Annotated in this window: 17 protein-coding genes; 11 read left to right on the top strand and 6 right to left on the bottom strand. The window is 63.8% G+C overall.

Going from position 1 to position 17,670, the window contains the following annotated elements:
- Position 1: 1 nt before the first annotated feature.
- The gene (locus FHP91_RS12395; protein WP_144309899.1) at positions 2–1,585 is read left to right on the top strand and encodes a VWA domain-containing protein; all 1,584 of its coding nucleotides are present in this window, start codon (positions 2–4) and stop codon (positions 1,583–1,585) included.
- Positions 1,582–2,415 carry a Rossmann-like domain-containing protein gene (locus FHP91_RS12400; protein ID WP_144309900.1) on the top strand — a complete coding sequence of 278 codons (834 nt, stop codon included), beginning with the start codon at positions 1,582–1,584 and terminating at the stop codon, positions 2,413–2,415. Before FHP91_RS12395 ends, FHP91_RS12400 begins: the two co-directional genes overlap by 4 nt.
- On the opposite strand, the gene FHP91_RS12405 is transcribed toward FHP91_RS12400, so the two are convergent.
- Genes FHP91_RS12405 through FHP91_RS12415 form a run of 3 tightly spaced genes read right to left on the bottom strand, consistent with a single transcriptional unit; the run spans position 2,412 to position 3,922 of the window.
- Complete coding sequence (locus FHP91_RS12405; RefSeq protein WP_144309901.1) at positions 2,412–2,792, bottom strand: VOC family protein; 381 nt, start codon at positions 2,790–2,792, stop codon at positions 2,412–2,414. The genes FHP91_RS12400 and FHP91_RS12405 overlap by 4 nt on opposite strands.
- Complete coding sequence (locus tag FHP91_RS12410; RefSeq protein ID WP_144309902.1) at positions 2,792–3,280, bottom strand: hypothetical protein; 489 nt, start codon at positions 3,278–3,280, stop codon at positions 2,792–2,794. The genes FHP91_RS12405 and FHP91_RS12410 overlap by 1 nt, the downstream gene beginning before the upstream one ends.
- A gap of 6 nt (positions 3,281–3,286) precedes the next feature.
- Positions 3,287–3,922: a hypothetical protein gene (locus FHP91_RS12415; RefSeq protein ID WP_144309903.1), complete on the bottom strand. Its 636-nt coding sequence runs from the start codon at positions 3,920–3,922 to the stop codon at positions 3,287–3,289.
- A gap of 188 nt (positions 3,923–4,110) precedes the next feature.
- On the opposite strand from FHP91_RS12415, the gene FHP91_RS12420 reads away from it, so the two are divergent.
- A complete protein-coding gene (locus tag FHP91_RS12420; RefSeq protein WP_144309904.1) occupies positions 4,111–5,250 on the top strand; it encodes a 50S ribosomal protein L11 methyltransferase in 1,140 nt (379 codons plus the stop codon).
- Positions 5,251–5,253: 3 nt separating this feature from the next.
- On the opposite strand, the gene FHP91_RS12425 is transcribed toward FHP91_RS12420, so the two are convergent.
- Entirely contained in the window at positions 5,254–5,970 is a 717-nt protein-coding gene (locus FHP91_RS12425) for a response regulator transcription factor (protein WP_186301536.1), read from the bottom strand.
- 9 nt (positions 5,971–5,979) lie between these two features.
- A complete protein-coding gene (locus tag FHP91_RS12430) occupies positions 5,980–8,022 on the bottom strand; it encodes a PAS-domain containing protein (protein ID WP_246116296.1) in 2,043 nt (680 codons plus the stop codon).
- A 232-nt stretch (positions 8,023–8,254) separates the two neighbouring features.
- Here FHP91_RS12430 and FHP91_RS12435 point away from each other — a divergent pair, with 232 nt between their 5' ends.
- The 7 genes from FHP91_RS12435 to moaE all read left to right on the top strand — a co-directional run bounded on the left by FHP91_RS12435 (position 8,255) and on the right by moaE (position 14,098).
- Positions 8,255–9,895, top strand: coding sequence for an acyl-CoA synthetase (locus FHP91_RS12435; protein ID WP_144309905.1), 1,641 nt, complete (start codon positions 8,255–8,257; stop codon positions 9,893–9,895).
- A gap of 7 nt (positions 9,896–9,902) precedes the next feature.
- On the top strand, positions 9,903–10,028 hold the full coding sequence (locus FHP91_RS21625) for a hypothetical protein (protein ID WP_281281789.1): 126 nt from the start codon (positions 9,903–9,905) through the stop codon (positions 10,026–10,028).
- 45 nt (positions 10,029–10,073) lie between these two features.
- Positions 10,074–11,498: a solute carrier family 23 protein gene (locus FHP91_RS12440; RefSeq protein ID WP_144309906.1), complete on the top strand. Its 1,425-nt coding sequence runs from the start codon at positions 10,074–10,076 to the stop codon at positions 11,496–11,498.
- A 172-nt stretch (positions 11,499–11,670) separates the two neighbouring features.
- Complete coding sequence (mobB, locus tag FHP91_RS12445; RefSeq protein ID WP_144309907.1) at positions 11,671–12,174, top strand: molybdopterin-guanine dinucleotide biosynthesis protein B; 504 nt, start codon at positions 11,671–11,673, stop codon at positions 12,172–12,174.
- The gene (locus tag FHP91_RS12450; protein WP_144309908.1) at positions 12,171–13,370 is read left to right on the top strand and encodes a molybdopterin molybdotransferase MoeA; all 1,200 of its coding nucleotides are present in this window, start codon (positions 12,171–12,173) and stop codon (positions 13,368–13,370) included. Before mobB ends, FHP91_RS12450 begins: the two co-directional genes overlap by 4 nt.
- A gap of 7 nt (positions 13,371–13,377) precedes the next feature.
- Positions 13,378–13,632, top strand: a complete 255-nt coding sequence (gene moaD, locus FHP91_RS12455; RefSeq protein ID WP_144309909.1) for a molybdopterin converting factor subunit 1 — start codon at positions 13,378–13,380, stop codon at positions 13,630–13,632.
- A gap of 4 nt (positions 13,633–13,636) precedes the next feature.
- Entirely contained in the window at positions 13,637–14,098 is a 462-nt protein-coding gene (moaE, locus tag FHP91_RS12460) for a molybdopterin synthase catalytic subunit MoaE (RefSeq protein ID WP_144173241.1), read from the top strand.
- Between the two features lie 102 nt (positions 14,099–14,200).
- Here the strand turns inward: moaE and FHP91_RS12465 are convergent, their stop codons facing one another.
- The gene (locus FHP91_RS12465; protein WP_144309910.1) at positions 14,201–14,737 is read right to left on the bottom strand and encodes a phasin family protein; all 537 of its coding nucleotides are present in this window, start codon (positions 14,735–14,737) and stop codon (positions 14,201–14,203) included.
- Positions 14,738–15,015: 278 nt separating this feature from the next.
- Between FHP91_RS12465 and clpB the strand changes: the two genes are divergently transcribed.
- On the top strand, positions 15,016–17,607 hold the full coding sequence (gene clpB, locus FHP91_RS12470) for an ATP-dependent chaperone ClpB (RefSeq protein ID WP_144309911.1): 2,592 nt from the start codon (positions 15,016–15,018) through the stop codon (positions 17,605–17,607).
- Positions 17,608–17,670 lie beyond the last annotated feature (63 nt).

The raw sequence follows: 17,670 nt of genomic DNA on the forward strand, positions 1-17,670 counted from the left end.
GATGCCGGCGGCCGAGGTGGTCTCACCGCTGATGTTCTCCGCGCTGGAAGACAAGCTCGCCGCGCTGGAAACGCTGCCGCGCAGTCTGTGGCTGGGCGGCTTGACGCATTCGCTGGGTGAGCTCGAATCCCGCCTGTCGGCGCTTGATGAGTTACGGACGCAACTCGCCCAGGGCACGCTGCCCGATGCGCCGGCATGGCGTTGGCCGGGCGATCCGTTGGCCGCGCCGCTGGTGGCGGTATTCGAACAGCTCGCACTGGCGCGCCACTGTCAGCGTGAAGCGGCGCTGGCCGACACCGTGCTGATGAGTGCGCTGTTTCATCTCGATCTCATTGTCGATTATCAGGATCGCGGCGCGAGCGCATCCGAGGCCGCCCAGATGGCCATCGACGCGTTTTCCGCCGACTGGCAAGATCGCTGCGGTGTGATGGACGAGTTGGCGGCGGCGCTCGGGCAGGTGCCCGACCTCGCCGATAACGATCGCTGGGACCTGCTGGCCGGTTTGCTGCGCAGCACCAGTTGGCAGGCCGTCGTGCAGGCGCGACGTTTGATTGAACAACTGCCTGAACTCGCCAAGGTGATTCGGGGCCTGGGCCGGGCGCAAGCGGCTCGTCAGCCCGACACCGACAGCGCCCGACAAACCGACATCCAGCGCGCGGCACAAGCCACGCGTCAGTTCTCACGCCGCGTGCGCGTTCCCGACTTGCCCGGCGAAACCCGCGGGATTCAACGCTCGGACCGCATTAGCCGCATGCTGCCGGTGGAGTCGGTTCTGCTCGGGCACCCAAAACTTCGTTTGGTCTGGCACGCCCGACGCGCCGAGCGCGCCTTGCTGACCTACGAAGACGATGACCGGATGTCGGAGGTCGTGCACGAGATCAGCACGGTGTATTTGCCGACGCCCGCGCCCACACCGGCGCCGCGCCCCGAGATGGGGCCGATGCTCATTTGCGTCGATACCTCCGGCTCCATGCAGGGTGGCGCTGAGGCGGTGGCCAAGGCGGTGGTGCTGGAGGCGGCGCGCAGTGCGCATGCGCAGCGGCGCGATTGCCGGGTGTTTGCGTTTGGCGGGCCCGGTGAGGTGCTGGAAATTCAGCTGTCGATGGATGTAGACGGCGTGGTGCGCCTGACGCAGTTTCTTGGTCAGGCCTTTCGCGGCGGCACCGATATTGGTGGGCCGCTCGAGCGTTGTCTGGATGCGGTCGCCACGGCGCAGTGGGCGCAGGCTGACCTGCTGCTCGCCACCGATGGCGCCTTTGGTGCAACGCCGGCGCTGGCCGAGCGACTGGCCAGCGTAAAAGCGCATACGGGCTTGCGCGTGCAAGGCGTGCTGATCGGTGACCGGGAGACGGTCGGGCTGCTTGAGCTGTCGGATGCCATCTTCTGGGTGCGCGACTGGCGACGATTCGGCCCCAGCGATGTCGAATCGCCGGTCCACAGCAAGAGTCTTACCGCCGAGTACTTCCCTGGGGCGCTCAGAACGCCCGAGAACCGGCGTTCGACGGTATCGGGTGGCGAGGCCTCACAAGCGGTGCGCGCGGGCCAGCACGCGGCGATAACGCCGTCTTCAAAGGAGCGACCATGAGTTTTGCCAACGACTACCTGAAGCAACTCGAACAGATCGCCGCACGGCACCCGCTGCCATGCGTCCGTGCGTTGCATCTGCCGCCGCTCGAAGCGGCCGGCAGCAAGAACGGCGAGTTCTGCGCGATCGAGCTCGAAGACGGCGCGTTGGGGCTGTCGTATGTGCTGCTCGACGACACGCTGCGCCAACTGCTCGATGGGCGCGACGGCTTGGGCGTGGTCGGGGCCGAGGCCGTGACGCTGGCGCGTGCCTACGCCGAGGGTGAGGGCGTCGCACGTACGCTCGGCTTCGCCGCGGCCAATGCGATCACCCGGCATTTTCTCGACCGGACGGGTTACGCGCCGCCTGACAGCGTGGACTCCATCGGGGGGCTGCGGCCCGAGGCCGGCGACCGTATCGGCATGATCGGCTTCTTCCGGCCGCTGGCCGATCGCATCGTGGCATCGGGTGCGCGCTTGGTGGTGGTGGAGTTGAATGCCGATCTGGCCGGGATGCAAGCGGGCTATGAAGTCACCACGGACGCCTCGGCGCTGGTCGACTGCAACAAGGTGTTGTCGACCAGCACGATCCTGCTCAATGACACGCTCGAGGGCATGCTGGCGCGATGCGAGCGCGCCAACTGCATCGCCTTGATCGGCCCCAGCGCCGGCTGTCTGCCGGATGCCTTGTTTGCGCGCGGCGTCAGTTCGCTGGGTGGCAGCTGGGTGACGGACCGCGAGGGCTTCATCGCGGCGCTGGCGGCGGGTGAGGGCTGGAGCCGCCATGCGCGCAAGTGCGCCGTGACACCGGCCGACTGGCCAGGCTTCGAGCGGCTGCTGTCCAGCGTTTAGGCGGGGTTCGAGACTTCGATCAGGTTGCCGTCCGGATCGCGGAAATACACCGACAGGATCGGGCCGGTGGCGCCGGTGCGCGGAATCGGGCCGTCAAGCACCGCGACGCCGCAGTCGGCCAGATGGGCGATGACCTCGGTCAGCGGTGTGCTGCTAATGAAACACAGGTCGGCGCTGCCTGGCAGCGGCGCGTTGGCATGCGGTTGCAGCTCGGCGTGATGCTGATGCAGGTTGATCTTCTGGTGGCCGAAGGCGAGCGCGATGCGGCCGCCGCCAAAGACGACTTTCTCCATCTTCATGACGCGTGTGTAGAAGTCGCAACTCGCGGCGATGTCGGCGACCGTCAGTACCAGGTGGTCAAGGTGGCTGATACGCATCAGATCTCTCGTGTTTCTCCGTCGATGATGAAGCCGATGGTGCGCCGTGGCGCCTCGGGCTCCACCTTGGCCACATAGCACAGCAGCTGGATCGAGGATTGATGCGCAAGCAACATGCAGGGCGCGCCATTGAGCGTGCCTTCGACCCGGATGCCGTGAAAACTCTCTTCGGCCAGCAAGCTGACATTGATCTGCACGCCGCCATGCAGAATGGCGAGGATGGCGGGCTGCGCGTCGTGGGGCACCTGGGTGCGCCACTCGGTCACGGTGTCGGCCAGGCGGCGCATCAGGGCACCGGCTGACTGATACAGATTCTGCTCGGCCGGATGTGTTGGTTTGGCCGGCGTGGCTTGCGGCACACCGGCGCCGGGCGGCACGGGGCATTGCATCAGCTCGGGCTTGGCCGTGCGAATGCGGGCGATCATTTCGTCCGGGCCGACGACGATGGTGGTGGTGTCGTGCTTGGGCGGTGTCGGGGGTGATGACATGGCGTGTCAGAATCCTCTCAGCAGCTCGGTGATTATTTGTTCGATCGGCGCGATCAGCTCGGGGACGGTGCGGCGAAGCACCACGAACACCAGCAGCGCGATGGCAATCCAGATAGCCAGACGACTCAGCCCGCTGCCACCCGTGTCGCGCGGGAGTCGGCGCACGCCGGTGGCGAGGGCGGTGGCTTTTGAGTGGTCCGGGTCGGGGTCGGTCCGGTGGGTGTGTGTGGCGTGCGCATGCGCGGGTGCGGCCGTGGTGTTGCGGTTGTTCGGGTTCATGAATTCGGCGAGTTTTCCGGTCAGTTGAATCGCATGTTTGCCATGGTTCAGCAGGGCGGCTGTGCCGTTGAGTTGTTGTGTGGTGTCGACTTTTGGCAGCCACACCAGCCCGCCGCCAAAAATGGGATGCATCTGGACAGCATGGCCGGTGGCGTATTCGACCACGCGAATGCAGTTGGTGGCGCGGGCCCCGTTGACGACGGCACTGCCCCAGCCGGAGCGGCCCACGACCGGGCCGGCGTCGGCAGGCAGGCTGTCGGTCATGCGAGAAACGCGGCGCAGCACACGCATGATGACGCGCCAGATCATGACGAACACAAATAGACTGAAAATCAGCCCAAAGGGGATGGAAAAGTGATTCATGGGCCCGGATCGAGGCAGCAGGGGGATCAGCCTAGCCGAGCCGGCCGGCCGAGGGCAAGCCGGCGCGCGTACAATCCGCTTTTGCTATTGCGGTGTGCCACCAGGGCCACCGTGCCGACGATCGAGACCGATGTGAAAAACGCCCGCCTGTGTGTGACGCTTTGCCCGACCTGTTTTCGGAGGCCGGCATGACCGAATCCGAACAGCCGATGATCGAATGGACTGTAGGCTCGCGCACCCAAAGCGCGCAGTGGCGCTCTGAGCGGGGCGCGCCGCCGCCGCGTCGGGTGGTGACGGCTGACGACACCATGAGCGCCGACACCGCCTACCGGCTGGCCTGCGAGGGCACGGCCTTGTTGTGGAAGGGCGACTATCACAACGCGCGCCAGCTCCTGCAGGCGATGAGCCGACGCGTGCAGCGCAGCCGGCGGGGTCCGTCGGACGACAAATCGATCGCCGAGCGCTTTCATCTGCATCGCCAGGCGCAGGCGCAGCAGGCGCGCACCTTGGGCATGGTGCTGGTGCCGGTGGCGGCGGGGCATCGTGTGTCGCTGCGCCGCGCGCCGGACGTGGCCGAGGCCTGCATGAGCGTGTTTGGCGCGGCCAAGGTCGACTACGCCATCTCGCTGCGCGAACTGCTTGGCCTGGTGGGGGCGTATCAGTGGCGGCTCAAGGGCGTGAGCGTGCCCGCGCTGGACGCGACGATTACCCCGCACTACGGCGTGTTTTCGCCGATTCGGGGTGAGTATGTCGACCTGGTTGCACAGGCGCCGCTGCCGGCCACGACGCTGGCTTTTGACATTGGCACCGGCTCCGGCGTGCTGGCGGCCGTGCTGGTTAAGCGCGGGATAAAGCAGGTGGTTGCCACCGATACCGACCCGCGGGCACTGGCGTGCGCGCTGGACAACCTGACGCAGCTCGGTGTGGCCAAGCAGGTTGCGCTGCAGAAGATGGATCTGTTCCCTGAAGGCCGCGCGCCCTTGATTGTGTGCAATCCGCCCTGGGTGCCGGCGCGGCCATCGGCCCCGATTGAAGCGGCGGTGTACGACCCCGACAGCCGCATGTTGCGTGGCTTTCTGGCCGGGCTGGTCGAGCATCTCGCGCCGGGCGGCGAGGGTTGGCTGATTCTGTCGGATCTGGCCGAACACCTCGGTCTGCGCACCCGCGAAGAACTGCTGGCATGGATCGATGCCGCGGGTCTGGCGGTGCACAACCGCCATGAAATCCGTCCGCGCCACGCCAAGGCGCAAGACACGGATGACCCCCTGCATGCGGCGCGCGCGGCCGAAATGACCACGCTGTGGCGCTTGGTGGCGAAGCGCGCTTAGCGGCTACTGCCAGTCGACCGTCGCGGCGAGCAGGTAGCCCGCGCCGTAGACGGTCTTGATCAGCTTGGCGTGCTGGGGGTCTTCGTCCAGCCGGCGGCGCAGGCGCGAGATGCGCAGGTCGATGCTGCGATCAAGCGCGCACACGTCGCGACCATCAAGCAGCTGGTCGCGCGAGAGGATCTGGTTGGCGTGTTCGAGCAGAACGGTCAGCAATTGCGCTTCGGCCACGCTCAAGGTGTCTTCGGTGCCGTCGGGGCTGATCAGACGGTGCGTGCCGGTGTCGAAGCGCCAGCCGGCAAAATGCGCGCGTCGGGTTGCACTGCCGTTACCGACGGCCGGTTCGCTCTGGTAGCGACGCAGGATGCTGCGCACCCGGGCGATCAGTTCGCGCGGTTCGAAAGGCTTGGTCATGTAGTCGTCCGCGCCCAGCTCCAGACCCATCACCCGGTCGTGGGTGTCGCCACGACCGGTGACGATCAGCAGCCCGAAACGATGGCGCGCACGCAGTTGCTGCATGACGTCCAGCCCGTCCATGTCCGGCAGGCCGAGGTCGAGAATGGCGACCTGCGGGGTCTGGATACGTAGATGGCGCAGGAAGTCGCCGCCGGTGGCGAACAGTTCGCAGCGGAACTCAAAACGTTGCAGCGTCGATTCAATCAGTCGGGCGATGGCCGGGTCGTCTTCAATGACGTGGATCAGGGGCCGGGGCGGGTGTGACATGCCGGTCTCCTAGCGCGCGCCGCGGCGGTTGAGTGCGGCGGCGAGTTTCTCGCGGGTAAAGGGTTTCTCGAGCAGCGGGGCGCTGCTGTCATCCTGGTGACGTTCGCCCACCTCAGCGTAGCCGCTCATCAGAATCATCGGGATCTCCGGCCGGAATCGGCGCACGAAGCGCGCCAGCGCCCAGCCGTCCATCCCGCCGGGCATGACCACGTCGGAGAGCACCATGGCGATCTCCGGGACGTTCTCGACCAGGTCCGCCGCCTCGTAGCCATTCTCGGCCTCCAGTACGGTGCATTCGAGCGAGGCGAGCTGGGTGCGTACGACCTTGCGCACCTCCGGATCGTCCTCGACCAGCAGTACGACGCGGCCGCGCAGATCGATGTCCAAATCCTTGGCGTTCTTTGGGGGGGTAATGCTTTGGCTACCGGCGGGCGCGCTTGGCAAGAGCAGCGCTACCTGCGTGCCGACTGCCTGCCGGCTGCGGATGCGAATGGCGCCACCCGATTGCTTGACGAAGCCATACACCATGGCCATGCCCAGCCCGCTGCCCATGCCGAACTTCTTGGTGGTGAAGAAGGGCTCGAAAACACGCGCCAGCACGGCGCCGTCCATGCCTGTGCCGTTGTCGGCAATGGTGATCTGGACATAGTCGCCGGGGGGCACTTCCAGCTCGTCGGCGGCGCTGGCGTCGAGCGTGTCGAGTGAGGATTCGATGCGCAGCTCGCCGCCGTTGGGCATGGCGTCGCGGGCGTTGAGGGCGAGATTGAGCAGGGCGCTTTCGAGCTGATTGGGGTCGGCCAGCGCGATCAGATCTGCGGCGTGCGAGGCGGTTGAGAGTGCGATGGTGCTGGGCATCGAGCGGCGCACCAGACGCGCCATGCCGAGCACCAGTTCATTCACCTCGACCGGCTGGGCTTCCATCGGCTGCTGGCGCGAGAAGGCCAGCAGGCGCTTGATGAGCGCGGCGCCACCTTCGGCAGCGGTCAGGCACGGGGCGACAAATTCGCTGGTCTCGGGGGCATCGCCGAGTGCGTCGCCGAGCGCCATCAGGTTGCCCATCACCACGGTGAGCATGTTGTTGAAGTCATGTGCCAGGCCGCCGGTGAGCTGGCCGATGGCTTCCATTTTCTGTGCCTGGGCCAGCGCGTTCTGGGTGCGGCGTTGCTCGGTCATGTCGACCGCGTGCACAAAACAGCCGATCACCTCGCCGTCGGGGTTGATGTCGGGGAGCAGGGTACTGCGTGCAAAGATGCGGGCGCCGGTGGTGGAGGTTATGGCGTATTCGTAGGTGACTTCGTGGCCGTCGAGCGAGCGGCGCACATGCGGCTCGACCTGGCGGAAAAGTGTCTCGCCGATGACGTCGACAATTGGCTGATCGACCATGCTCTGGCTGGTCCAGCCGAACCACTCGGCGTAGCGCTTGTTGGCGTAGCGGTAGGTCCAGCTGGCGTCAAAGTAGGCGATGTGAGCGGGGATGGTGTCGGTGATCAGGCGCAGCTTGGCTTCGCTGTGCTGGAGTGCGGCGGTGATCTGGTGGTTGGCCTCGATGGCGGCTTTCAGCTCGGTGTTGGCGTCGGTCAGGGCGGCGGTGCGCTCGCGGATGTGGCCTTCGAGCTCGGCCTGATGGCGGTCGATCTGTGCGTGCTGGCGCTCGGCTTCGGTGATGTCGGAGTACAGCGCGATGAAGCCCTGGTGCGGCAGGGGAAAGCCCTGGATTTTCAACAGCGTGCCGTCGGGGCGCTGGCGCCGGGTGTCGTGCGAAGTGAAACGCTGCGCGGCGGCTACCCGTTCGGCCACTTGCTGCTCGATGTCGCCTTCGCCATATTCGCCGCGCTCCGCGTTGTGGCGGATGAAGGCCGCGAAAGGCGTGCCGGGCGCCGCCAGCGCCTCGGGGAAATCGAGCAGGGTGAGAAAGCTGCGGTTGCAGGTCACCAGGCGCAAGTCCTGATCGAAGATGGTGACGCCCTGATTGATGTGGTCGAGACCGGCGGCCACCATTTCGCGGTAGCGGGTGTCGCTGATCTGCTCGGGCGTGTCGGGAGTCGAAGTCATGGTCCTGTCCAAAAGGCGCCGACGCCGCGCCCGTGTGGAAACGCTTCGATTCTAGTGGCTGTCGGGCCGAATTTTCGGCCCGACAAGATTGAGTACATTTGCCGACAAGTTTCGACAAACTTTGATGTGACCCTTCGTCCTTGATGCACTGGCAGCTCGGCGAACGCCTGATGTTGCCAATCCGGAGTCCCGGCCTCGCTGCCGGCTCGTTACGGTCAACAAGGAGACGAAGGTGTCGAGCACTGCCTATCAAAACGGCCTGGAAAAGAATCCGGCCAACTATGTTTCCCTCTCGCCGCTGAGCTTCATCGAGCGCACCGCGGCGGTGTACCCGAAGCGCATCAGTGTGATCCACGGCGCGCGTCAATTTACCTGGGCCGAGACCTACACCCGTTGCCGGCAGCTGGCTAGCGCGTTGCGCCAGCGCGGCATTGGCGAGGGCGACACGGTGGCGGTGATGCTGCCCAACGTGCCAGCCATGTTTGAAGTGCACTTTGGTGTGCCGATGATTGGCGCGGTGCTCAACACGCTGAACACTCGGCTTGATGCCGAAGCGCTGGCCTTCATGCTTGGCCACGGCGAAGCCAAGGTGCTGATCACCGATCCGGAGTTCGCCGGTGTGATCGGCGAGGCGCTGGCGCTGCTCGACGGACCGCGTCCGCTGGTGATCGATGCGCTCGACCCCGAGTACCCGGCCACCGACCGGCTCGGCGAGGTCGAGTACGAAGATTTCATTGCCGCCGGCGAGCCAGACTTTGCCTGGCAGATGCCGACCGACGAGTGGGCGCCGATCGCGCTCAACTACACTTCGGGCACCACCGGCAACCCGAAAGGCGTGGTCTATCACCACCGCGGCGCGTATCTGAACGGCGCCTCGAACATCATCAGCTGGGGCATGCCGCAGCACGCCGTGTATTTGTGGACGCTGCCGATGTTCCACTGCAACGGCTGGTGCTTCCCCTGGACCATGGCAGCCAACGCCGGCGTGAATATCTGCCTGCGCAAGGTCGACGTGGCGTTGATTTACGAGCTGATCCGCAAATATCAGGTCAGCCACTTCTGCGGCGCGCCGATCGTGCACGGCATGCTGATCAATGCCAATGAGGCGCTGCGCGCCGGCATCAGTCACAAGGTGTCGGCGCTGATCGCCGGCGCCGCGCCCCCGGCCGCGATCATCGAAGGCATGGAGCGCATCGGCTTCGACATCACCCATGTGTATGGCCTGACCGAAACCTATGGTCCGGCCGCGGTGTGCGCCAAGCACCCCGAGTGGGACGCGCTGCCGATCGACCAGCGCGCTGAGCGCAACGGCCGCCAGGGCGTGCCCTACCACATGCAGCAGGCGATCAGCGTGCGCGACCCGCAAACGCTGGAAGCCGTGCCGGCCGATGGCGAGACCATGGGCGAGATCATGTTCCGCGGCAACCTGGTGATGAAGGGCTACCTGAAGAACGAGAAGGCCTCCGATGAAGCTTTTGCCGGCGGCTGGTTCCGCACCGGCGACCTGGCCGTGGTGCATGCCGATGGTTACGTGAAGATCAAGGACCGCTCCAAGGACGTGATCATCTCCGGCGGCGAGAACATCTCCTCGCTGGAAGTCGAAGAAGTGCTGTATCGCCACCCGGCGGTGATGACCGCCGCCGTGGTCGCCATGCCCGATGCCAAGTGGGGCGAAGTGCCCGCCGCCTATATCGAGGTGAAGGAGGGCGCGATGGTCAGCACCGACGACATCGTCAAGCACTGCCGCGCGCATCTGGCCCGCTACAAGGTGCCCAAGCACATCGAATTCTGCGAACTGCCCAAGACCTCGACCGGCAAGATCCAGAAATTCGTCCTGCGTCAGCAGGCCCGTTCGACCGATTGCATCGCCTGAGGCTGACATGACCGATACCGATTACCTGGCTGCCGTGATCCGGTGGCAGGCGCTGATGCGCCGCGTGCTGGCGGTTACCGCCTATAGCGGTCTGGTGCTTGCCTTTTACGCCCCCACGTTGCGCTGGCCCTGAGGTTGACGCGCTTAAACGATTTATCAGAAGGGAAGGAGACTGACTGTGCTGTTGAAAAGAGAACACGGGGCGGAACAACCCCATTGGCCACTCGGGCCATTCAAGATCCGGATTCCGTTCGTGCACTACCGTTGGGAATACCCGGAAATGATTCAGGGCCTGATCATGTTCGTGGTCGGCCTGGCGATGATTCCGTTGCTGCAAAAATACCTCGGCATGCCCTACGAGGCGGCGCTGGCCTTCTGTGTGGTTGCCGGTGTCGGCTACATGCTGCCCGCGCTGCTCGGCGTGCCGCTGGTGCCCGGCTGGATTACGCCGGCGATTCCGGTGGTGATCCTGTACCTGCAGGGTTTCGAGCCCGGGCCGGAGGCGATCAAGGCGCTGTTCGCGCTGCAGATCGAGGTCTTTCTCATCTTTCTGGTGCTGGGTATCACCGGTATGGGCAATCGACTGGTGACGGTGATTCCCAACTCGCTCAAGTCCGGCATCATCATCGGCGCCGGCATTGCGGCGATGATGGGTGAGTTGAAAGTGGGCGGCCGTATCGACAACACGCCGATCTCGCTGATCATCGGCTCCATCGTGTCGGCCTATGTGCTGTTCTCGCTGTCCTTCAAGAACATTGTCGAGAATAACGTGTGGGCCAAGCGCATCTCCAACTTCGGCATGGTGCCGGGCATGATTCTGGCCATGCTGGTTGGCTGGGCCGTGGGTGAATACCCCATGCCTGACGTGCAGTGGGGCATCACCAATCCGGACTTCGCGCTGATGTGGGACTACCTGGTGTTCAGCACCGGCATGCCCGACGCGAGCACCTTCATGCTGGCGCTGCCGACGGCTGTCATTGCCTATGTGATCGCCTTTGGTGACATTGTGGTCGGCTTCACGCTGGTCAAGCGGGTGGACCACCTGCGCGAGGACGAGAAGATCGAGGAGGGCATCACCCGGGTGCACCTGGTGACCGCCATCCGCAACGGTATCCACGCCTTCTTTGCGCCGTGGCCCGGTCTGGCCGGCCCCTTGTGGACGGCGGCCCATGCCACCGTGGCCGAGCGCTATGCGCTGGGTCGCAAGGCGATGGACTCCATCTACTCCGGTGGCGGCACCTTCTGGATCACCGGCTTCTTCGCGCTGTTCATGCTGCCACTGGTCAGCATCTTCAAGCCGGTGCTGCCGATTGCGCTGTCGCTCACGCTGGTGCTGACGGCCTACATCTGCATCATGGTGGGGATGGAAGAGCTGAAGAACTCGACCGAGCGCGGCGTGGCCGGCATTGTGGCGGTGACGCTGGCGATGCCTGATCCGAAATCGACGGTGTATGCCGTGGTGATCGGCCTGGTGCTGTACTTCCTGATCGAGCGCTCGCATCACATCGGCACGCGCGACAAGGAAGATCTGAGCATCCTGGGTGACAGCACCGCCGACCTCGAAGCCGGTGACACGCATGGGCGCAAGCTGCCGGCCAATTGATCGCAGCCGTCGTTGAATCGCGCCGCCGAACGCCCTCATCCGTGAGGGCGTTTTTTTGTCCACGTTCAACACCAATGCACCCCCGGATCTTGATCGAGATCGGAGGCGCCGCGCGGGTCTTCGGGGTATCCTTGGCCTCCTCAGTCGTAAAACCATTAGGGCGGAAACTACCTTGAAGGTCTTTGGCATTGCCGGGTACTCCGGTTCGGGCAAGACAACGCTCATCGAAAAACTGATTCCAGAAATCCGCTCGCGCGGCTTGGTGGTGTCGGTGATCAAGCACGCGCATCATGGTTTTGATCTCGACCGCCCGGGCAAGGACTCGTGGCGACACCGCGAAGCCGGTGCCCAGGAGGTGCTGATGCTCTCGAGTGGCCGCTGGGTCTTGATGCACGAGTTGCGTGAGACGCCGGAACCCACGCTGGACCAGCAACTGGCGATTCTGTCGCCTTGCGATCTGGTGCTCATCGAAGGCTTCAAGGCGGCGCCAGTGCCAAAGGTCGAGGTCTATCGCCCGGCCAATGGCAAGCCGCCGCTGTGGACCGACAACCCGCATGTGGTGGCCGTCGCCACCGACGCTGCGACTGATACGCCTTTGCCGGCGCTGGATGTGAACGATCCGGTGGCGGTGACCGATTTCATTCTCGACTACCCGATGGAAGACTTTCAGCCATGAGCCTTCTCTCTTTTGAAGACGCGCGCGCGCAATTGCTGGCGCAGGCCCGGCCAGTCGCTGGCACTGAACTGGTGAGCACACTCAAGGCCCGCGGTCGCGTGCTTGCCGATGATCTGGTGTCCGAATTCGATGTGCCGCCGCTCGATAATTCCGCGATGGATGGTTACGCCGTGCGCTGCGCGGATGTGTCCCTTGCCGGCACACGCCTGCCGGTATCGCAACGCATCCCGGCCGGTGCGGTCGGACATCCGCTCGCCGCCGGGTCGGTCGCGCGCATCTTTACCGGTGCGCCGGTCCCGCGGGGCGCTGATGCTATCGTGATGCAGGAGTTGTGCGAGCGCGAGGGCGACACGGTCACGATCAATCATGTACCGCAAAAGGGTGACTCCATCCGCCGGCGCGGCGAAGACATCGCTCTCGGAAAATCGGTGCTGACTGCCGGCACCCGCCTGCGCGCGCAGGAACTGGGTCTGGCCGCATCGATCGGCATCCCCGCCGTGTCGGTGCATCGTCGTCTCAAGGTGGCGATCTTCTTTACCGGTGACGAACTCGTGATGCCCGGCGAGCCGCTGCGCGAAGGCGCCATCTACAACTCCAACCGTTTCGTACTTAACGCGCTGCTCGATGGCATGGGCTGCGAAGTGACCGACCTGGGCATCGTCGCCGATACGCTCGACGCGACCCGCCAGGCGCTGCGCGCCGCCGCGCACGGTCACGATGTGATCATCACCTCGGGTGGCGTGTCGGTGGGTGAAGAAGACCATGTCAAACCCGCCGTCGAGGCCGAGGGCTCGCTCAACTTGTGGAACATCGCCATCAAGCCGGGCAAGCCGCTGGCCTATGGCCGGGTGGGGGAGGCCGCGTTTATCGGTCTGCCGGGCAACCCGGTGTCCACTTTTGTGACCTTTCTGTTGCTGGTGCGACCGTTTTTGCTCACATGTCAGGGCGTGCGCGAGGTGTTGCCGAAGCCGGTGCAACTGCGGGCCGACTTTGACTGGCTCAAGCCGATCAAGCGGCGCGAATTCCTGCGCGTTCAGGTCAATGCCGAGGGCGGCTTGAGCTTGTTCGACAATCAGGGCTCTGGTGTGCTGACGTCCACCGTGTGGGCCGATGGCCTGGCGGAAGTCCCACCGGGCGAACCCATCCGGCGCGGTCAGATGGTCTCCTACACGCCTTTCTCCGATCTTCTGGATTGATTCGCCAATGAATCTGACTATTCTTTATTTCGCCAGCCTTCGAGAGTCGCTGGGCATGGCAAAAGAGGCTGTCGTGCTGCCTGCCGATGTTGCTAGCGTTGGCGCGTTGCGCGTGCATTTGAGTGCACGCGGTGAAACCTGGCAGCGACTCGCGCCGGGAAACAATGTGCGGGCGGCTGTCAATCAGCACATGGCTGCGGACGAGCAGGTGCTGGCCGCGAACGACGAAGTGGCTTTTTTTCCGCCGGTAACAGGAGGCTGAGGCGATGGAAGTTCGAGTCCAGGAAGCCGATTTTGATGTGGGCGTTGAAACACGGGCCTTGTCTGCCGGGCGTACGGACATCGGCGCGGTCAGCACCTTTTTGGGACTGGTGCGTGGTGCGTCGGACGGCGTGCAGTGCATGACGCTCGAGCATTATCCGGGCATGACCGAGCAGTCGTTGGCCGAGATCGTCGCCGAGGCAAAGCAGCGCTGGAGCTTGCTCGCCGTGCGCGTGATTCATCGCGTGGGGCCGCTCCAGCCGGGGGCGCAGATCGTCTTTGTCGGTGTGGCCAGTGCGCACCGCGGCGAGGCGATTGCGGCCTGCGAGTTCATCATGGATTTTCTCAAGACGCGCGCGCCGTTCTGGAAAAAAGAACAGACACCCGAGGGCAGCCGGTGGGTCGATGCGCGCGACACCGACGATACTGCCGCAGCTCGCTGGCTGGATGTGGAGTCCCGACGCTGAGATGCCGGCGTTTTGATGTACGACCGCGTTGTGTCGTTGCATAAAAAAACGGCGTCCTCGAAAGGACGCCGTTTTCATACCTGGCAGTAAGCCGGGTCGGTATTACTTCCGGCGAGCCGGAGCGCGCTTGGCCGGCTGCTGGGCGGCGGCGCCGACCTGCGTGAAGGCCTGGAAGGCTTCGGTCGAGGCACGCGTCATTTGCTCGAAAGCAGCGCGAGCGTTGTCCATGGCACCTTGCACAGCGCCCATGGCGTTCTGGTCGGTGATGGGCATGCCGGTGAACATCTTGTTGATGGCTTCGAACACGTCGTTGCCGCCGGTGGCCAGCTGCTCGCTGACCATCTTGCCGACTTCGGTCTGTGCCTGAGCAGCCACTTCAGCGATCTCGCGGGCGCAAGCGAGCATGCGCTCGGTCGAAGCCTGTGCGTATTCGGTGCGCAGGCGAAGCATGTCTTGCGGGTCCTGCGTGGTGGTCATCGCCTTGGCGTTGTTGACACCGTCTTCGAACAGGGTCTTGGCCGTGCGAACCTGCAGTTCCATGATGCGCTGCGAGTTTTCGATCGACATCTGCGCCAGGCGCATCGCCGCTTCGAGGTTCTTTTTCTGCAGTGCGTTAAGTTGCTCGGGTTTGATCGCCATGGTGATTCCTCCTCGCTCAATGAATTGGATTTGAGCCGACTGACAGGTGTTGCGCCGTAGCAGAAAAAATTTCCGGCGGCCACAGACGTCTCAATTCACTCAAAGTAACACATTGAGGAATACGAGAATACGCTTATGGATCAGATATGTTCATGTTCAAACGGATGTTTGTTGCATTGCAGCAACAGATTCCGGATGAATGCTGCATTAGCGTCTTGAAATGTTCGTGGTGACGCCCCATTTAGGGAGCAACGGGTCAAACGGAAAAGGATGTCTTCATGCGCTTCGACAAGCTCACCACCAAATTTCAACAGGCGCTGTCCGATGCGGGCAGCATTGCCGTCGGAAACGACCAGCAGTTTATCGAACCTCAACACTTGATGCTGGCGCTGCTTGAGCAGGATGACGGCAGCACCGCGTCTTTGCTGCAGCGCGCGGGCGTCAATGTAGCGCCGCTGAAATCTGCGCTCAAGAGCAGCATTGAGCGCTTGGCGAAGGTTGAAGGGCATGGCGGGGATGTTCAGATCGGTCGCGATCTCGGCAACCTGCTTAATCTGACCGACAAGGCGGCGCAGAAGCAGGGCGATGCGTTCATCGCGAGCGAGATGTTCCTCCTGGCATTGGCTGACGACAAGGGCGAAACCGGCCGCTTGCTGCGTGAGCACGGGCTGGTGAAGAAGCATCTGGAGTCGGCGATCGCCGCGGTTCGCGGCGGCCAGAACGTGGGCTCGCAGGACGCCGAGGGGCAGCGTGAGGCCCTGTCAAAATATTGCCTGGATCTGACCGAACGCGCGCGCCAGGGCAAACTCGATCCGGTGATCGGCCGTGACGACGAGATCCGCCGTGCGGTGCAGATCCTGCAACGTCGCACCAAGAACAATCCGGTGCTGATCGGCGAGCCAGGTGTGGGCAAGACCGCCATCGTTGAAGGCCTGGCCCAGCGCATCGTCAATGGTGAGGTGGCCGAGACGCTCAAAGACAAGCGGGTGTTGTCGCTCGATATGGCGGCGCTGCTGGCGGGCGCGAAGTACCGTGGCGAGTTCGAAGAGCGGCTCAAGGCGGTGCTCAAGGATATTGCCCAGGACGAAGGGCGGATCATTCTGTTCATCGACGAGATTCACACCATGGTCGGCGCCGGCAAGGCCGAGGGTGCAATGGACGCGGGCAATATGCTCAAGCCGGCGCTGGCGCGCGGTGAGCTGCATTGCATTGGCGCGACGACGCTGGATGAATACCGCAAGTACATCGAGAAGGATGCCGCGCTGGAGCGCCGCTTCCAGAAAGTGCTGGTGGATGAGCCGAGCGTGGAGTCGACGGTGGCGATCTTGCGCGGCTTGAAAGAGAAATACGAAATCCACCACGGCGTGATCATCACCGACCCGGCGATTGTCGCTGCCGCGGAGCTGTCCAATCGTTACATCACCGACCGCTTCCTGCCCGACAAGGCGATCGACCTGATCGACGAAGCCGCCTCGCGGATCAAGATGGAGATCGACTCCAAACCCGAGGTGATGGACAAGCTGGACCGCCGCATGATCCAGTTGAAGATCGAGCGCGAGGCGGTCAAGAAGGAGAAGGACGAGGCTTCGATCAAGCGTCTGCAGCTGATCGATGAACAGCTCGAAAAGCTCCAGCGTGAGTACAACGATCTGGAAGAAATCTGGAAGGCCGAGAAGGCGCGGGCGCATGGCTCGGCGCATATCAAGGAAGAGATCGACGCCTTGCGCGCCAAGATGGCCGAGTTGCAGCGTGGCGGCAAGTACGAACAACTGGCCGAGCTGCAGTACGGCAAGCTGCCGCAGCTCGAGGCGCAGTTGAAGGCCGCCGAGCAAAATGGTGAGTCCGCTGTGCCAAACCAGTTGCTGCGCACCCAGGTGGGTACCGAAGAGATTGCCGAGGTGGTGTCGCGTGCGACCGGGATTCCGGTGTCAAAGATGATGCAGGGCGAGCGCGACAAGCTGCTCAAGATGGAAGACAAGATGCACGAGCGGGTGATTGGTCAGGATGAGGCAGTCCGGCTCGTATCGGATGCCATCCGCCGTTCGCGTGCCGGGCTGTCGGATGAGAACCGGCCCTACGGCTCCTTCCTGTTCCTGGGCCCCACGGGTGTGGGCAAGACCGAACTGTGCAAGACGCTGGCCGAGTTTCTCTTTGATAGCGAAGAGCATCTCATTCGTATCGACATGAGTGAGTTCATGGAGAAACACTCGGTGGCCCGCTTGATCGGCGCACCGCCGGGATACGTGGGTTACGAGGAGGGCGGGTATCTGACCGAACTGGTGCGTCGCAAGCCCTATTCGGTGATCTTGCTCGACGAGGTCGAGAAGGCGCATCCGGACGTGTTCAACGTGTTGTTGCAGGTACTCGACGATGGCCGCATGACCGATGGTCAGGGCCGCACGGTGGACTTCAAGAACACCGTGATCGTCATGACCTCCAACCTGGGCAGCCAGATGATTCAGCAGATGGCGGGTGATGATTACGGCGTGATCAAACTGGCGGTGATGGCCGAGGTGAAGACATACTTCCGGCCCGAGTTCATCAACCGCATCGACGAGGTGGTGGTGTTCCACAGCCTGGATGAGAAGCACATCGCGAATATTGCGCGCATCCAGTTGCAGCATCTCGAGAAGCGTCTGGCGCGCCTGGAAATGGGTTTGCAGGTGTCGGAGGCGGCATTGGCCCAGGTGGCCGACGCGGGCTTCGACCCGGTGTTTGGTGCGCGGCCGCTCAAGCGGGCGATTCAGGAGCGCATCGAGAATCCGCTGGCCAAGGCGATTCTGGAGGGGCAGTTTGCGGCCAAGGACGTGATCCGGGTCGACGCCGACGGCAGCAGAATGCGATTCGAAAAAGCGGCCGCAGTCGGGTAAGTCTTTCCGTTCTGCGGATCAACGCAAGTGAGGCGCCCCAGGGCGCCTCACTTGCGTATGCGC

This window comes from Denitromonas halophila, assembly GCF_007625155.1.
GTDB classification, from domain to species: Bacteria; Pseudomonadota; Gammaproteobacteria; order Burkholderiales; family Rhodocyclaceae; genus Nitrogeniibacter; species Nitrogeniibacter halophilus.

Bases quoted from the DNA above. Each gene is read 5' to 3' on its own strand.
- moaD (WP_144309909.1), top strand. From the start codon at position 13,378: ATGAATCTGACTATTCTTTATTTCGCCAGCCTTCGAGAGTCGCTGGGC.
- FHP91_RS12465 (WP_144309910.1), bottom strand. From the start codon at position 14,737: ATGGCGATCAAACCCGAGCAACTTAACGCACTGCAGAAAAAGAACCTC.
- FHP91_RS12450 (WP_144309908.1), top strand. From the start codon at position 12,171: ATGAGCCTTCTCTCTTTTGAAGACGCGCGCGCGCAATTGCTGGCGCAG.
- FHP91_RS21625 (WP_281281789.1), top strand. From the start codon at position 9,903: ATGACCGATACCGATTACCTGGCTGCCGTGATCCGGTGGCAGGCGCTG.
- FHP91_RS12425 (WP_186301536.1), bottom strand. From the start codon at position 5,970: ATGTCACACCCGCCCCGGCCCCTGATCCACGTCATTGAAGACGACCCG.
- clpB (WP_144309911.1), top strand. From the start codon at position 15,016: ATGCGCTTCGACAAGCTCACCACCAAATTTCAACAGGCGCTGTCCGAT.
- FHP91_RS12415 (WP_144309903.1), bottom strand. From the start codon at position 3,922: ATGAATCACTTTTCCATCCCCTTTGGGCTGATTTTCAGTCTATTTGTG.
- FHP91_RS12405 (WP_144309901.1), bottom strand. From the start codon at position 2,792: ATGCGTATCAGCCACCTTGACCACCTGGTACTGACGGTCGCCGACATC.
- FHP91_RS12400 (WP_144309900.1), top strand. From the start codon at position 1,582: ATGAGTTTTGCCAACGACTACCTGAAGCAACTCGAACAGATCGCCGCA.
- moaE (WP_144173241.1), top strand. From the start codon at position 13,637: ATGGAAGTTCGAGTCCAGGAAGCCGATTTTGATGTGGGCGTTGAAACA.
- FHP91_RS12395 (WP_144309899.1), top strand. From the start codon at position 2: ATGCCGGCGGCCGAGGTGGTCTCACCGCTGATGTTCTCCGCGCTGGAA.
- FHP91_RS12430 (WP_246116296.1), bottom strand. From the start codon at position 8,022: ATGACTTCGACTCCCGACACGCCCGAGCAGATCAGCGACACCCGCTAC.
- FHP91_RS12420 (WP_144309904.1), top strand. From the start codon at position 4,111: ATGACCGAATCCGAACAGCCGATGATCGAATGGACTGTAGGCTCGCGC.
- FHP91_RS12410 (WP_144309902.1), bottom strand. From the start codon at position 3,280: ATGTCATCACCCCCGACACCGCCCAAGCACGACACCACCACCATCGTC.